Here is a 12,749-nt window from a genome sequence, read left to right on the forward strand (position 1 = left end):
CGCGACCGCGGGGCCTACTGGCATTAGGTAATCTCGCTCGCATCGCAACTATTCCTGTACGCGGCGCCGACCGGTCTCCCTTGCGGCGCTCCGCGCGATGGGACACGATGTTATCGAGGCCTACATGGAGGTGTTGAAGGACGAACGTACGCGCGCAGTACAATCCATCCCGGTTAGGCATACGGGAGCACCTCCTGCAGCAAGCGATCCGCGGCAGATAGCTGATCAAGCCGAAGCACGAGCAGCTCGCTCAGCCGCGTCACCCGATGTTGAAATTCCTCACGTATCGATCTGTCATCCACATCTTCAAGCAGCCCATTGAGAGCTCTAAGGCATTCGATAACGACATTCACGTTACGTCGCAGCAACTCGCAGTCCGTTCTGGTCTGGACGATCAGGTATCGCTCTAGACTAAATGGCAGCGGGATGATGTTGGCAGCCGTCGGCTCGGATGCTCCATCACAGATTGTCGCTGTGACCCCTCCAGCGTGACCCGCTGATGTCGAGGTACTTGTCATGTGGACCTCAAGCTGCGCGTACAGTGGCCAGGAACTTCTCGACCTCTGTCTTTAGCCGCGCGCTGTCGTTCGACAGCATTTGCGCCGAGGCCAGCACCTGACTTGAGGCTGAACCGGTTTCCGTGGCCCCCTGCTGCACCTCCGTGATATTGGAGGCGACCTCGTGAGTACCTTGCGCGGCCTGCTGGACGTTGCGCGCTATTTCCTGCGTAGCCATTCCCTGTTCTTCTACCGCGGCGGCAATGGCCGAAGCGATTTCCGAGATCCGACCGATCGTGCCGCTGATTTCCTTGATCGCGACGACGGAATCCTGGGTGGCCGCCTGCATATCGGTGATCTGATGACTGATCTCCCCAGTCGCCTTCGCGGTCTGTTCCGCGAGCGCCTTGACTTCGGAAGCAACGACAGCGAAGCCGCGTCCGGCTTCGCCGGCCCGGGCCGCTTCGATCGTTGCGTTCAGGGCCAAAAGGTTGGTCTGTCCTGCGATCGTATTGATCAGTTCGACCACGTCGCCTATACGAGTTGCCGCCTGCGACAGCTTGTTGACGCGATCGTTAGTTTTTTGCGCCTGCCCCACTGCCGCCCCCGCAATCCTGGCTGCGTCCTGCACCTGGCGACTGATTTCGGTGACTGATGAACTCATCTCTTCGGTGGCGGAAGCAACCGATTGGACGTTGGTCGAGGCTTCCTCAGAAGCCGCAACTACCATGCTGGAGCGCTCCTGAGTGCTCTCGGCCGTCCTGCTCAGGGTCTTGGCCGCTGCCTCAAGCTCGGTCGAAGACGACGACAGCGTCTCGATGACCTCTCCGACGGCATCCTCGAACCGGCCGGCGAGTTGGTGCATGTCGGCCTTGCGTTGGGCAGCGGCACGAGCCTCCGATTGCGCCTGTTCGGCGCGCAGCCGGTCCGTTTCAATCATATTGTCCTTGAAGACCTGAACCGCTTCCGCCATCTCGCCGACCTCGTCGGCGCGGCCCATGCCGGGGACCGCCGTGGACGTATCGCCTCCCGCGATGCTGCACATGGCGGCGGTCATCCCCTGGATCGGGCGCGCCATCGTCCGAGCGGTCAGCAACGCAATCGCGGTGCCGAGGCCAAGCCCTGTCGCGAGCAAGCCCCACAGGACCTGCTTCAGGAACGATATGCTGGTCTGCACCCGATGGCTTTCTTCGGCAAGCATCCTCTTCTGGTTCGTCTTGATGCCTCCAGAGCGGGTGCCATCGGCGCCCTTCGGCCCGTCAAGTAGGTCGAGAATTTTCACCGCGCGCGGCGCCGCTTCCGATACGAGAATATGCACCGGCGCATTCCAGTCCGCGGCCTCTCGGACCGCGAACATCTTCTCGTAAAGGGGGACAAATTCGCCCTGCGCCTTCGTGATCTTCTCGAAAGCGAGCAGCTGAGACGGCGTGAGCAGGTCCTTCTTCGCGCTCACCGCAGTGTAGCCTTTTTCGAAGAGCTCCCACGGCTTGAAGAATTTTTCCTTGTCATTCCTTTCGCCCGACAAGAGGTACATGCGAAGCTGAGCGGTGGCAGCGGCAAAATTGCCGCGCGTGTCTGCCATGGCTTTCAGCAGTCGCTTTCGCTCCACCGTCGCCTCCAGGCCTTCCTCCTCGTTGATGATCCCGGTGATCTCGGAAAAGATTGTTTCGGCGCGCGGACCGGCTTCGGTCACCAACAGCTTGGTGGCTGGATATGCCTCGGAAGTGAACGCGACGGCTTCGGCTTTGTCTTGCGCAGCTCGGAATTCAGTGAGCAGCGCCTTGGCCTCGGCCCATTTGCGGCTGTTCTCCGGGTTGGTAAAATGTACCGCCTTCTCATCGAAGCCAGCAATTGTGGCATCCATTTCCTTCCACATTGCGGCCCGATCGAGCTTGCCTTGCGGATTTCCGGTCAGGAGATAGCCACGCAATGTCGCCAGTGTGGAATAGAGATTGCCGACCAGCTCCGTGCTCGCGAGTGCGACGGGAGTGCGCAGGTTCACCATGCGATCCACGGTCGTGGAAATCCCGCCGACCGCAAACACTGTGTACCCGACAGAAAGCGCGATAATCGCGCACAGGGCAAAAAATCCCGAAATCAGCCGGCCACGAATCCGAAGTTTGACTTTGAAAGGCATGGCAACGCTCCGCGGGTCATCGGACCCCTAAAAAAAAGATCGGCAAGAATGGATTTGAATGTGACGCACTTAGTCGCCGCAACCGACGACGGCTTTTAGGCGCAGATGCCAAAAAGCTCCTTGGATTCGCTCAATTGAAACTGCAACTGACGCTTCCCACCCCCACCTAAGCGTGTAGACGATGGTGAAGACAATTGCCTGCGAGTTGGTTAAGAAGAAAATTGATTCGATCTTCCTCATGCGAGCAAAAATTGTCGGTTCAGCGCTTTGTTACGAAACCTAGGTCGCGCTCTTCGCAAATTTTTAGCTCGCTGGGCCGCGGAATGCGCGCGTAACCCCAAAACTGATTGCCAAGACAGTCCTTCAAGCCATTCATGGCGAGTGAGAGGAGCAAGGCTGCGACAACCTGTCTCGATCATTGTCGCGGCCGAACTGCAGGCTTACCCACAGACGGAAACAAGAACTCGATTCCCGCAGCCGAAAAGACGCGGCGAAGGATTTCCATGGTCTCGTCCGGCATTGGGGGAGCATCATCGTACTCCTCAAGCCGACGGATGATGGCCGCCGAAATCCCTGTGCGCGCGGCCAATTGCTTCACAGACCAATTTAAGATGCCGCGGGCTGCGCGCAGTTGCGCGCCCGTAAGCGGCGATGTCGCCGCGCGTTGGACGGAGAGCTTTTCCTGATGCACGTCAATGGAGAGACCCATCCATTCCTGGATGCTGCCATCCGCATTGGTGACAGGCACTGCCGTACAATGGTACCACCGATATGTATTGTCGGGCTGTCGCAGCCGATGTTCGACACTGTACTGCCGTCCCGTCTCGACCGAGGCCGTCCAGTTTCTCAGGGCCGCCTCACGCTCGTCTTCGTGAAGAAGATCAACCCAACCTTTGCCAAAGAACTGATTTGCCTCCGGTGTCTTCTCGCCATTCGGCAGTGCCGTGATCCGACCATCGGAACTACCGATCCACAGCAGACCGCCTACCACTTGGGTTAAAGCGCTGTAGCGCTCAGCGTCACTTCGTAGCGTCTGGAGCAACCGACGTTGCGCGGTAATGTCGAGAGCAATCCCCAAGATACATTCCGGCTCACCTGCTCTATCTAGCAGTACTTCCGTGTGGCAATGAATCCAGCGCAAAGCGCCAGTAGGCCGAACAATGCGAAATTCACCGTCGAGCAACGTCCGATCTGTCATCAACTCGCTGGGACTGCGATTCGGACCGCGATCGTCCGGATGAATTCTTCGTTGGATTTCCGCGTATGAAGGCGACACCGCATGCGGATCCAATCCGAGCAGCCCAAAAAAGCCACGCGACCATTGCATCTGGCCGGATGCATCACAGCGCCAGACACCTGCTCCCAGCTTTTCTTCCATCAAACGAAGCACATCAGACAGTTCAAGATGTGCCTCCAGCTGAAGCAAAATCAGCCCCCATTCTTAAATGCTAGCATTCAACTCTCAATTGTAGAACAATTCAATAGCGATGCTAGACTGAAGGGCATGCGATCGCAGGCAGGCATTGCAACCGAACCGTGCTGGTCGTGACCACTTGTTCTCACTCGATCCCTCAAACCAAAATAGACGGCCGCTAAGAACGCACTCGACCGAATCGATGGGCAGACGGGCGAGGACCTCGTCGCGGAAATCGGAAGACCAGAATAGTCGCTCGGCTCATCGACAGCACCGTCATCACACCAAAACTCCCAAGCCCTCATGGCCGGGGAAAAACCCGTGAAAGGCAGATGGCGCGCTCATGTCGACCGCGTAACGCGATCCGCTCGCCGGTGCCGCATGATGCGCTTCATCGAGGATGAGCAGGGCCTGCGCGCGAAACTCGCCCAGCAGGTCCCGAAGACCGCCGATGTAGGTCTCATCGACCATCAGCGAGTGCGAGATGATGAACCGCGACCCGGACGACCACGGGTTTGCAGTGTAGCCACGCTCGCGCCGGAGCGTGGTGAGATACTCGCGGTCAACCAGCACGAACGAGAGACCGAACTTCGCCTCGAGTTCCCCTTCCAGGGCCACCCGCATCAGCTCTTGACCGAACGTGGATACCATTTCAGGTTCCCTATCCAAAGTCGTGGCTCAACCCGTGTTTACCGAGCCGGAGGGTTGGCCTTCAGAATCCACTGATAGGCTTTGCGACGTTCCGTTACCCTGGACACTGATAAGCTTTCGTATGAAACTTTATCAGTCGGTGAACTGACTCCATTGGTGCCGAAACCTAATCAGCCAACGAACCTACTGCATTTGTATAGTTGGCTTATGAGTTAGCGGGGCGGTCGTGTAGTTGCTTGTCAGTGAGCGGCTCAACTAAAAGGAAGCTCGTCAGCCACCGGCGGCTGCCCCAACCACTCAAGCTACCTTAAACTCACGGACGCATATCCCTACGTTGCCCAGACTATCGGCCATTTGCAGAGTTATCTTGTATTGCCGGGATTTCTGCTTGATTGGCCGATATTCCCGAGACGTCGATCTTTGCATGCCTAACCAACCGGTCTGTTATGTCGATACCGAGCCAACCAAACTTGGCCCGAACTGACTCCAGTTCCAACCAAAGACTGTCGGTCAACTGCCCTGTCCCTTCGACGACCCAGCCAGTAGTCTTTCAGGCCCAACGGAGAAGCGCAAAGGAGCGTTGCCGACCCAGCTATATTGCACGTGGCGGCTATCGCACCGCAAGCCGAACGCTCATAACGGTCTGGTTGCAGGTTCGAGTCCTGCCGGGCCCACCAACGTGATCAATGGCTTACTTCGTTCTCGTTGCCCGCAGCGCGGCTACCGCACCAGAAATCGCACCAGATACGTGCACTTTTCGTTCGTGCGCGAGTTCGCGCACCGCAATCCGCTCGATGGCGCCAGACCGACAGACTGACTTGGGTGATGGTGACTTGCGAAATGCCTTGCTCATCACCGCTTCCATTTACCGTAGGAGCGCCGCTTCTTGCTGACATAGGTTGCTCGGTTCACGAGATCGAGCAGCAATCCCGTTGCTGCTGTCGTGAACTGCTCTTCTGGACGCATCGGCCGGTCGGGATGGTCGCGCACCCTGTGCTCTAGAATTTTGCACCGATTGCGGATCTCCGAGTCCTCGAACGACGCTTTGACGTTATGGGCGAACTCATTCCGAATCTTGCGGATCAATTCGAGGTCCTGGAATTCCGTTTCGGAAATGAGGCCGAGCGTGAAGGCGAGCTTTGCGCGAGCGGAGAACGTCCCGAGCGGCGCGCTGCCGCCCTCCAACAGTTCTTCAGCAACCTTCCCCTCGATCAGAAAGGCACACAGGATCTCCTTGAGCACTTGCTCCATGAACCCCGTCGAGATGAGGACCTTGCCCCGCGGGCTCTCCTTCCCCAGCTCTTCGAGGTAAGGGAGATAGTCCTGCATGTTCGGGAAACCTTTTAGGATTTCGCTCGGATTGATCTTCACCCACGCCATGTGGACCTCACCGCTTACTCGCCGATGGCTTCCGCTTTGCGTCCACCACAACGATGTCCGCGGCCCTCTGGCCCACCGCAATCCTCTCGACTTGGATTTTCTTGATCTTAGTCAGCTTCGAACCCATCTTGCCCACGTCGATAATCAGGAACAGCGCCTCCTCGGTTTGTGCGGCAGCTTTGTACGTCTCCAGTTGCTCCTCGTAACCCTGGACGACCTTCCCTTTCGATAGTTTGAGCTCGACAAGCAAGCGCCCCGCGTAGCCCGTGGAGAACTTGAAGTCGACCGGCCCTCCCCCTGAATGGACTTCGGGAGAGATGTCGATGTTGTTTGCCTTGCAATACGAGTCCGCGACGCCGAAGTAGACCAACTGAGCAGCCTTCTCGGACTTCGGGTTGGAGTTGTCCCACAAAAGTCTGGAGAGATCGCAGTTCTCGACCAGGTGTTTGAATTGCGCCGTGATCTCATTCACGACCCGATGAAGCTCCGGGAAGGATGGTGTTGCGGGTTTGGCGATGTAGAGCGGGAATTTCTGCGGCGTCGATGTGAGCGTTTCGCGCAATGCCTCGACATTCTTCCTGTCCTTGCCGAAATCGTAGCCCTGCAGATTTCCCTTCAGAAGGTCGGTGAAGAGCTTCTGGAAGGTGCTCTCGGACTGAAGTGCCAGGGTCTTGAGGGCGTGCTTCTTCTCCTTGATGGTCGCTTTGGCGATGTTGCCGATCATGGCGTTGACCATCTTCCGCAGCATGGCGTTGTGCTGGACGACCCTGTCGATGTCCGACCAGTCCGTGGCGACGGGAAGCTCCCGGAGGACATCCTTAGGCACCAGAAGGAACCCGTGGCCACTCACGAGGGGGTTAATGGGCAGCTCATACTCCTCCAGCCCCAGATGAACTTCCCCGTCGGGATCGAGTATTTCGAGCAGAACCCGAGGGTGATTTCCTGCAGCACTCCCAAGAGGGAGTTGGTGGTCATGTCGCTAATGGTGTCCGGTCCAACATCGTCCTCGAAGATCCCCATGAGCCCGATGATCTCGGGGTTGGTGACTCCCAGCTTCACGATGTCCCGCGTGGTGTTCAAGATGCGGGTCTTCAACCCATCGGGCCGGCTGCTCCCGGAGGTCCCCGCTCCCCCATATCCCAAACAGGTCTCCCGACGCTCGTGGAGGTCCAGAAGCCGGAGGGCTGCCGTCCAGGCCGGGCCGCTGTTGGTCGGGCTCGCCATCAGGAGGCTGACGATGTCGGCGGTGCGCTTCCGAAAGGCGGCAACGCCCTTGGTCCGGAGGGTAGCATTCCCGCTCTTCCGCAGCAGCAAGGGGTCGATGAACAGCTTCGTGTCGGCGTTCAGGAGGGGGTCCAGAAAGCCGGCCTTATCAATATCTGCCTTTGGCACCCCGAACTGTTGGCTGAACAGCCGGGGGTTAATGATTTTGGACATCGCGGGCTCATAAAAAAAGCCGAGACCAAGTCCCGGCTAAAAACCTCAGGTAGCAGATTCATCCCGGGTAGGCTACCGGGCGTTGTCGGCTATCAGCTGCTCCCGGATGTGCTCGTCCCGCAGATGCTGGGCTTCTCCCTATTTTTTTGTTTCGGGCGATCATTGGGTGCCGAAAAAATATTGGAATATACGAACGATCGGAGCACGGCAGCGGCTATGGCGCTTACCTTCTAACACCCGACTTCGAAGAGCGCCGGAAACGGGCGCTCGCCGACAACAAAGACAACTGGGTTGTCGTAGTCGACGTACACAACTAATCTAGCGAGGTTGGGCGCCTCCTCCCCCCACCCCTCGGCGCCAGGACGAAGCCCCTTCGGGGGTTTTTTATTGGATTTGCCCATGCCACGTCTCGCGCCTACGCAAAGCACCATCAAGAAACTCTTCGCCTACACAGGCAACCAGTGTGCAATGCCCAATTGCACCGAATCGCTCGTTGACCCATCGGGCACCATGCTTGGGAAGATTGCGCATATCCATGCGGCCGAGCCAGGGGGAGCCAGGTATCTCGACTCGATGACCGACGAAGGGCGGCGAGCTGAGGCCAACCTGTTCATTATCTGCGGGAAACACCACGACATCATTGACGACAAGAAAAACGAGGCAGATTGGTCGCCCGATAAGTTGCGCGCCATCAAGAAGGCCCACGAGGATCGTTTCAAGAAAGCCGAGCGTCAGCTCATCGAGCAGTTCGTGGATGCGACCCAGATCAATCAACCCGTCTATCCGAAGACGCTAAAGGCTTACGGTGAAGGGTTAGACCCGGAGGATGTTGAACGAGAATTGAAGGAGATCACTGACTTCCTGAATAGCCTCAAGGAAGTTCCTCTAAACGAAAGGCAGTTCGCTATCCGGCTCGCTGAGCGGATGAACCGGCTGAATGTAGATGAACTCGACGTTCACGACACAGTAGCTGCTTTTACGATAGGTCCAACCAAATTCAAAAGACTCATGGGCATTCTTGAGCATCACGGCATGGGGCACATTTCAGAGCGCGCCGGTTACAATCAGTACGATGTCGTTTTGCGGGATGAGTGGTTGAAGATCTACGCTTATTGCAAAGAGCAGCAGATTCCGCCTGAGGACGTGTTTCTCGACTTGAATTTCGGCCTACTGGACGAGAGCGATGGCGCTTGAGGACATCTTTCGGGAGGCCGTTCAGGCGTTTGTCGGCCGCGAGTTCGCGCTGGTCCGCAAGAACGCCCATGAACAGGCAATGTGCCACCGTTTGGCTTGGTACGTTGAGCACGTGAAGAACCAGCACGGCCTCGAAGGGTATTGGGTCGATACCGAGTACAACCGTCACGGCGACAGAGTGAAGAGGATCAGGAGCGCCGTGACGGGTGAGCCTATTAACGTCGTTTGCGACCTCCTCCTTCATAGTCGCGGTGAACTCCCCAACGATAACCTCATTGCTGTTGAGATGAAGAAGGCCGACGGAGACGAAGCCGACAAGCAGCGGGACCGCGAGCGGCTTCAGTCTCTCACCACCGCCTGCCCTGAAGGCGTCGAGCCTGACCACGTCTGCGGGTACAAGCTCGGTTATTTTCTCCAGGTAGACACACAGAATGCATCGTTAACCGTCGAACAATTTAAAGCTGGCGTTCTCGTATCTGAATTTTCCCTCGACTTTGTCCAACCTCGGGTGAAGGCATGAAGAAGGACGAGGCCGAAAAGGCTATCCGCTCGCTCGCCACAACTTGGTTCGATACCCTTCCTGAGGACAAGCGGGAACATCCGAGCTGGTACGCTTTCAAGGACTGGCTCTTTGCCCACTATTCCCATTGTCTCGATTTCCGGTCTCGCACCGGAGCAAACTACGATGCGGAAGCCTGGTTCGACGACGAATTGGGGCAGAACTGGAGAAGATGATGAAGCGCCTCGCATTCCTCCTCGCGCTGGCAGTATCCACGCCAGCCTGCGCCGAGACGGTCACCGTGAAGTATCGCGGCCCGGTCGACCTCAAACCTTTCGCCTGCCAGGACACCAAGAGCAGCTTCATTAATCGAGTCTGCTACGACGCGGCGAACCAGTACATGGTCATTCTGTTGAAAGACACCTACTACCATTACTGCGAGATACCAAAATCAACGGTAGATGCTTTGCTCTCAGCGGATTCCCACGGGCGCTACTACAACGCCAACATCAAGGGGACGGGCAAGGACGGGCCGTACGATTGCCGGACGCATAGGGTGCCGAGCTACTGATGAATTGGGGCAAAGGGTTTTTCAGGGTTTGGGTCGTCGGCTCGATCGTATGGGCCGTGTACGCCGGCCTTGATATTTGGAACGACATCGAACAAAACCTGAGGCTCAGCAAAGACTACAACGTGCCACATACCCCGCTAAGCGGGCGGGACTATATTTTCATCGCGTTCTATGTCGTTTTGCCGCCGCTCGTCGTCTACGTTATCGGACGTATCATCGGCTGGGTCGCGAAAGGCTTCCGCCAATGAGCCCTGGCTTTGAGGCTCCGTCAGAAAGGCCACCTGCGCCTACCAAAATTTCAACAACAGAAGCGCCCTAGGGGCCAATTCGTGCCCGCCCCAGACGAGGGCGACGCCGAGAATAACGGCGGTTGCTGCTCTGGCATAGACCAGGGCGGCCAAGGGCCTGCGGATGGCGTTAATGGCCCGAACGCCTTCGGCGGTGACGCTGGGCGGCCAAAACTTGACGGTCAATTTCGGGGGCGGACTCACGACATAGTCCTCCATTTGAATTCTTGGAGAACCGTCGACTCTGCAGAGGTATGGAGGCACAGATTCGAGAACGGCGCAACGCACCGCCCCTGCCCCCTCCACCGTTGTTCAAAAATGTGGACGACACGCATGGCACAGCTCTCCTTATAGGATCGCTCTCCAGCGGTGTTTGGGGTTCAGATTTGTCGCCGATTATTTTTGGGAGCGCAAGGGGGATGGACCGGGAATCGTACCCCACGCACCTATCACGCTGTTCACTCGTACTTCCAATAGCTTATCTGAATTCAGTTTCTGTGGACGAACTGACGACCGCCCTTAGCCGCCCATTTCATGAAAGCAGTTGTTCACCCTTCTGCGGCCAGAACACGCACTCGCCTACCAAAACTTCAACAACCGAAACGCCCAGGGCAAAAATTCGGGACCGCTGAATACGACAGCGAGGCCGAGAATAACTGCCACCACCGGACGGGCGTAAACCGCAAAGGCCAACGGACGGCGGATGGCCTCGATGGCTTTTGCCCCCTTAGCCGTCACGCTGGGCGGCCAGAACTTAACATTCAGCTCGGGATCACTCATGGCGCAGCTCTCCATATTTTTCAGAGCTGGCCTTTCGGGGGCGAGTTATTTGTGCCCAACGATTTGCCTGACAGGCAAGAGAAAAACGGTGCACGCTTTGGCACTGGTTCAGTCCTGCAATCGTCCGCTGACTGACCGACCTCTTGTCGGTCAAACGGGGCGCGGTGTTTTGCCAAGAGTGAACATCACGGGATCTTGAGGACATGGCACAGCTCTCCATTGAGGAAATTCAGAGCTGATTTGCCGGGGGCAGAAATATGTGGCCGAAAGCGTGACTCACGCGCAAGGGGGTAAGTGGGGATAAACGCAAATAATTCCCGATTTCGAGCCCAGAATATGCGTATCGGAATATTTTGCGATGACATTGCGAATTGGCACTGCCGACTTGCGGATTGATATCTACATTCGTGTTGGTAGGAATCTACATTCCGTAGCGATGAAGAATTGCGATGATCGGGTGATTCGCGCCAAAACCTGTCGCAGCCACTCCGCCCGCCTCGGCGCCATCGAACATCCATGGCCCATGTAGCCAGATGCCGAGCTGGTCAAAGTATTGGTTCTCGGCGACGCTGGGCTTGCTCATCGGTAGCGATAGACCGGCCTAAGCTCCGATCCTCGTTTGTCGGGCCGCTCTCTTGCGATCAGCCTACACTCGACGAATTCAAGCCAAACCCATTTCATCTTGCCGATTGGCGCGGCTCCGCCCTGCCCCCAGCCATCCGAATGTTTGACATCTACCGCCAATACCGGCCACCAGGCGAAACGGCGGTGCCAGCACAAGTCATCTCGATATTGAAATCTCACACATCTTGCTCTCCTTGGTTCATCTTCTTGAGCTTACGCTTCGCTTCACGGCGCAAGGCTGACTGGCGCTTGCGCTCAGCAATATCCTCCGGCGAACGCTCGACGATGTTGTGAATGCCTCCAGAACCCATCCGAAATTTGAACTTGCCCATGGCGCTTCCTCCGTTAGAGCCGAAGCATACATGAGACGCTGGCGTATTGGGAATCGTGTTCATGCCGCGCTGACATACAGCGCATCATGAGCAAGCTTCGCAATCTCATCATCAGACTTACGTACATTCTCAGGCAAACGACGCAAGCGCATCATCTCCCGATTAAAGCGAGCATCATCTCGCTCAGCATCAGTCGTCTCACGCACACGCATCTCACCCGGCTTAGACGGCGCAGAAGGAGCAGCCGGCGGCTCATCGTTCCAACGCTCCTGGTTGATAACGGTCAGGGGTCGAGCACGTAGCCTCGCTTCCAGCGGTCAGAGGCTTTCCAACGTTCAAGGCCGGCCGGGATTGCAGTGAGGTGTTTGTCGAGGCCCCTGCTCTTCCACTTTTGCTCGCAGGCCTTCTTCCCGACCTTGTGGGGATAGGCTTCCCAGAATTTTCCAAACCCGCACGGTATTTGTTCATTGGATACTTCAACTGGAATATTACCATGAACGTCATTCACCTCAGCGCGTGAACGTGGTTCACCCCTGAGCTGAAGATCGTTCACCCCATTCGGCCAAGTCGCGACGGATTCGTTTGCAGCCCATTTGCTGCTCTTGAGGTCGCGCTTGCGTGGCGCAATCCAGCCGAATTGTTCCGCAACATGAAGGTGGGTGATTACTGCGCGCTCCGATAGCGAGCACATGCGCGCCCGGCGAGCTTGGCTTGGAAACATTGGTTCGCCCATGTCATTGAGGTGGCTAGCCAACGCCTGTAGGACTATTTTTGTGGTTGCGGCTAATTGGGATTCCCAAATGGCTTGCCGCCAGCTCCATACGTGTTTGATTGCTCCAGTCTTTCGTTGCGCCAGTCGATAGTCTCGCCGGAGCCGCACCGACTGGAATGCGGCCCCTTGAAAACAGACTGCGGGTGCAAATCGTATACTTCAACCGCTTCGCTC

At 57.0% G+C, this 12,749-nt stretch carries 16 protein-coding genes; 5 read left to right on the top strand and 11 right to left on the bottom strand.

Features of this window, described 5'->3' with window-relative positions; translation table 11 throughout:
• Positions 1–525 precede the first annotated feature (525 nt).
• The 6 genes from MOV74_RS03585 to MOV74_RS03610 form a co-directional block, all read right to left on the bottom strand.
• Positions 526–2,634, bottom strand: a complete 2,109-nt coding sequence (locus MOV74_RS03585) for a methyl-accepting chemotaxis protein (RefSeq protein WP_246917985.1) — start codon at positions 2,632–2,634, stop codon at positions 526–528.
• A gap of 415 nt (positions 2,635–3,049) precedes the next feature.
• Positions 3,050–4,060, bottom strand: coding sequence for a PAS domain-containing protein (locus MOV74_RS03590; RefSeq protein ID WP_246917986.1), 1,011 nt, complete (start codon positions 4,058–4,060; stop codon positions 3,050–3,052).
• Positions 4,061–4,327: 267 nt separating this feature from the next.
• Entirely contained in the window at positions 4,328–4,699 is a 372-nt protein-coding gene (locus MOV74_RS03595; RefSeq protein WP_246917988.1) for a hypothetical protein, read from the bottom strand.
• An 852-nt stretch (positions 4,700–5,551) separates the two neighbouring features.
• On the bottom strand, positions 5,552–6,079 hold the full coding sequence (locus MOV74_RS03600; protein ID WP_246917990.1) for an MltR family transcriptional regulator: 528 nt from the start codon (positions 6,077–6,079) through the stop codon (positions 5,552–5,554).
• A 7-nt stretch (positions 6,080–6,086) separates the two neighbouring features.
• Positions 6,087–6,905 carry a chromosomal replication initiator DnaA gene (locus tag MOV74_RS03605; RefSeq protein WP_246917992.1) on the bottom strand — a complete coding sequence of 273 codons (819 nt, stop codon included), beginning with the start codon at positions 6,903–6,905 and terminating at the stop codon, positions 6,087–6,089.
• A 20-nt stretch (positions 6,906–6,925) separates the two neighbouring features.
• Entirely contained in the window at positions 6,926–7,516 is a 591-nt protein-coding gene (locus tag MOV74_RS03610; RefSeq protein WP_246917994.1) for a hypothetical protein, read from the bottom strand.
• Between the two features lie 399 nt (positions 7,517–7,915).
• Here MOV74_RS03610 and MOV74_RS03615 point away from each other — a divergent pair, with 399 nt between their 5' ends.
• From MOV74_RS03615 to MOV74_RS03635, 5 genes are read left to right on the top strand one after another with little or no spacing between them, the layout of a single operon-like run.
• Positions 7,916–8,710: a hypothetical protein gene (locus MOV74_RS03615; protein ID WP_246917996.1), complete on the top strand. Its 795-nt coding sequence runs from the start codon at positions 7,916–7,918 to the stop codon at positions 8,708–8,710.
• Positions 8,700–9,230: a hypothetical protein gene (locus MOV74_RS03620; protein WP_246917998.1), complete on the top strand. Its 531-nt coding sequence runs from the start codon at positions 8,700–8,702 to the stop codon at positions 9,228–9,230. The genes MOV74_RS03615 and MOV74_RS03620 overlap by 11 nt, the downstream gene beginning before the upstream one ends.
• The gene (locus tag MOV74_RS03625; protein ID WP_246918000.1) at positions 9,227–9,445 is read left to right on the top strand and encodes a hypothetical protein; all 219 of its coding nucleotides are present in this window, start codon (positions 9,227–9,229) and stop codon (positions 9,443–9,445) included. The genes MOV74_RS03620 and MOV74_RS03625 overlap by 4 nt, the downstream gene beginning before the upstream one ends.
• Entirely contained in the window at positions 9,445–9,780 is a 336-nt protein-coding gene (locus tag MOV74_RS03630; RefSeq protein WP_246918001.1) for a KTSC domain-containing protein, read from the top strand. The genes MOV74_RS03625 and MOV74_RS03630 overlap by 1 nt, the downstream gene beginning before the upstream one ends.
• The gene (locus MOV74_RS03635; RefSeq protein WP_246918002.1) at positions 9,780–10,028 is read left to right on the top strand and encodes a hypothetical protein; all 249 of its coding nucleotides are present in this window, start codon (positions 9,780–9,782) and stop codon (positions 10,026–10,028) included. Before MOV74_RS03630 ends, MOV74_RS03635 begins: the two co-directional genes overlap by 1 nt.
• Before the next feature lie 618 nt (positions 10,029–10,646).
• Here MOV74_RS03635 and MOV74_RS03640 read toward each other — a convergent pair.
• The 5 genes from MOV74_RS03640 to MOV74_RS03660 all read right to left on the bottom strand — a co-directional run bounded on the left by MOV74_RS03640 (position 10,647) and on the right by MOV74_RS03660 (position 12,683).
• Positions 10,647–10,847: a hypothetical protein gene (locus MOV74_RS03640; RefSeq protein WP_246918005.1), complete on the bottom strand. Its 201-nt coding sequence runs from the start codon at positions 10,845–10,847 to the stop codon at positions 10,647–10,649.
• A 421-nt stretch (positions 10,848–11,268) separates the two neighbouring features.
• On the bottom strand, positions 11,269–11,430 hold the full coding sequence (locus tag MOV74_RS03645; protein WP_246918007.1) for a hypothetical protein: 162 nt from the start codon (positions 11,428–11,430) through the stop codon (positions 11,269–11,271).
• A 217-nt stretch (positions 11,431–11,647) separates the two neighbouring features.
• Positions 11,648–11,803 (bottom strand): hypothetical protein, encoded by a 156-nt coding sequence (locus MOV74_RS03650; RefSeq protein ID WP_246918008.1) that lies wholly within the window; start codon positions 11,801–11,803, stop codon positions 11,648–11,650.
• 59 nt (positions 11,804–11,862) lie between these two features.
• Positions 11,863–12,009, bottom strand: coding sequence for a hypothetical protein (locus MOV74_RS03655; RefSeq protein WP_246918010.1), 147 nt, complete (start codon positions 12,007–12,009; stop codon positions 11,863–11,865).
• Positions 12,010–12,086: 77 nt separating this feature from the next.
• Positions 12,087–12,683: a helix-turn-helix domain-containing protein gene (locus MOV74_RS03660; protein WP_309486777.1), complete on the bottom strand. Its 597-nt coding sequence runs from the start codon at positions 12,681–12,683 to the stop codon at positions 12,087–12,089.
• Positions 12,684–12,749: the final 66 nt, after the last annotated feature.

The organism is Bradyrhizobium sp. SHOUNA76 (assembly GCF_023006445.1).
Classification (GTDB): domain Bacteria; phylum Pseudomonadota; class Alphaproteobacteria; order Rhizobiales; family Xanthobacteraceae; genus Bradyrhizobium.

Bases quoted from the DNA above. Each gene is read 5' to 3' on its own strand.
- MOV74_RS03585 (WP_246917985.1), bottom strand. From the start codon at position 2,634: ATGCCTTTCAAAGTCAAACTTCGGATTCGTGGCCGGCTGATTTCGGGA.
- MOV74_RS03595 (WP_246917988.1), bottom strand. From the start codon at position 4,699: ATGGTATCCACGTTCGGTCAAGAGCTGATGCGGGTGGCCCTGGAAGGG.
- MOV74_RS03600 (WP_246917990.1), bottom strand. From the start codon at position 6,079: ATGGCGTGGGTGAAGATCAATCCGAGCGAAATCCTAAAAGGTTTCCCG.
- MOV74_RS03610 (WP_246917994.1), bottom strand. From the start codon at position 7,516: ATGTCCAAAATCATTAACCCCCGGCTGTTCAGCCAACAGTTCGGGGTG.
- MOV74_RS03615 (WP_246917996.1), top strand. From the start codon at position 7,916: ATGCCACGTCTCGCGCCTACGCAAAGCACCATCAAGAAACTCTTCGCC.
- MOV74_RS03620 (WP_246917998.1), top strand. From the start codon at position 8,700: ATGGCGCTTGAGGACATCTTTCGGGAGGCCGTTCAGGCGTTTGTCGGC.
- MOV74_RS03625 (WP_246918000.1), top strand. From the start codon at position 9,227: ATGAAGAAGGACGAGGCCGAAAAGGCTATCCGCTCGCTCGCCACAACT.
- MOV74_RS03630 (WP_246918001.1), top strand. From the start codon at position 9,445: ATGAAGCGCCTCGCATTCCTCCTCGCGCTGGCAGTATCCACGCCAGCC.
- MOV74_RS03635 (WP_246918002.1), top strand. From the start codon at position 9,780: ATGAATTGGGGCAAAGGGTTTTTCAGGGTTTGGGTCGTCGGCTCGATC.
- MOV74_RS03640 (WP_246918005.1), bottom strand. From the start codon at position 10,847: ATGAGTGATCCCGAGCTGAATGTTAAGTTCTGGCCGCCCAGCGTGACG.
- MOV74_RS03645 (WP_246918007.1), bottom strand. From the start codon at position 11,430: ATGAGCAAGCCCAGCGTCGCCGAGAACCAATACTTTGACCAGCTCGGC.
- MOV74_RS03650 (WP_246918008.1), bottom strand. From the start codon at position 11,803: ATGGGCAAGTTCAAATTTCGGATGGGTTCTGGAGGCATTCACAACATC.